This window comes from Burkholderia sp. SJZ089, assembly GCF_007828315.1.
Classification (GTDB): domain Bacteria; phylum Pseudomonadota; class Gammaproteobacteria; order Burkholderiales; family Burkholderiaceae; genus Burkholderia; species Burkholderia gladioli.
The window spans coordinates 1-1,254 of record NZ_VIUM01000064.1 but is presented as its reverse complement, the minus strand read 5'-3'; the positions used below and the strand labels follow the sequence as shown (position 1 = coordinate 1,254).

The window sequence follows — 1,254 nt, the reverse complement described above, 5'->3', positions numbered from 1 at the left end:
GACTATCCAAAGAACGAGACGATCCACGGCCTGTTTGAATCGCAGGTCGTGCGCACGCCGGACGCAGTGGCGCTGGTGTACGAGGGCAGCCAGTTGAGCTATCGCGAGCTGAATGCGCGCGCGAACCGGCTCGCGCATCGCCTGCGGAAATTGGGCGTGGGTCCGGACGACCGGGTGGCGATTTGTGCGGAGCGCAGCATCGAGATGGTCGTGGGTTTGCTGGGGATCCTGAAGTCGGGCGCGGGTTATGTGCCGCTGGACCCGACCTTGCCGTCCGCGCGGCTCGCCTACATGCTTGGCGATAGCGCTCCAAGCGTCGCGTTGATGCAAGCCGGTACGCTGGATTTGCTGGCGGGTGTGTCGGTGCCGGTCATCGATCTGGATGCGGATGACTGGTGCAACGAGTCCGCTGCCAATCCGGACGTGGCGGAGCTCGCGCCATCGCATCTGGCCTACGTGATCTACACGTCGGGTTCGACCGGGCAGCCCAAGGGCGTGATGAACGAGCACGGCGCGGTGGTGAACCGCCTGCTGTGGATGCAGGAGGCTTACGGGCTGGATGCAGCCGACGTGGTGCTGCAGAAGACCACGTTCAGCTTCGACGTGTCGGTGTGGGAGTTCTTCTGGCCGCTGCTCAACGGCGCGCGACTGGTGATGGCGAAGCCGGAAGGCCACAAGGACCCGGCGTATCTGAAGGAAGTGATCCGGTCGGAGGGCGTGACGACGGTCCATTTCGTGCCGTCGATGCTCGAAGTATTCCTTGCTCGGGGCGACGCAGGGGCGTGTACGAGTCTGAGCCGGGTGGTGTGCAGCGGCGAGGCGTTGCCGGCGACCCTGGTGCGCCGGTTCAAGGCGCAGATGGGCAGAACGGCACTCTACAACTTGTATGGTCCGACCGAGGCCGCAGTGGATGTGACCGCATGGACCTGCGACGGGTCGCACGCCATTACGCCGATCGGCAGGCCGATCGCCAATACGCGCATCTATCTGCTGGACCGGCATGAGCAGCTGGTGCCGCTCGGTGCGACGGGCGAGATTCATATCGGCGGTGTGCAGGTAGCACGCGGCTACTTGAATCGCCCGGAACTGAGCGCGGAGCGTTTCGTGGCCGATCCTTTCAGCGGCGATGCACAGGCACGGATGTACAAGACCGGCGATCTGGGTCGCTGGCTGCCCGACGGCACGATCGAGTACCTCGGCCGCAACGACGACCAGGTGAAACTGCGCGGTTTCCGTATCGAACTCGGGGAGATC

Annotated in this window: 1 protein-coding gene; it reads left to right on the top strand. The window is 64.4% G+C overall.

The features are described 5' to 3' along the window. Nucleotides 1–1,254: non-ribosomal peptide synthetase (locus FB600_RS37005; protein WP_145758321.1), on the top strand; the 1,254-nt coding region annotated here is incomplete at both ends.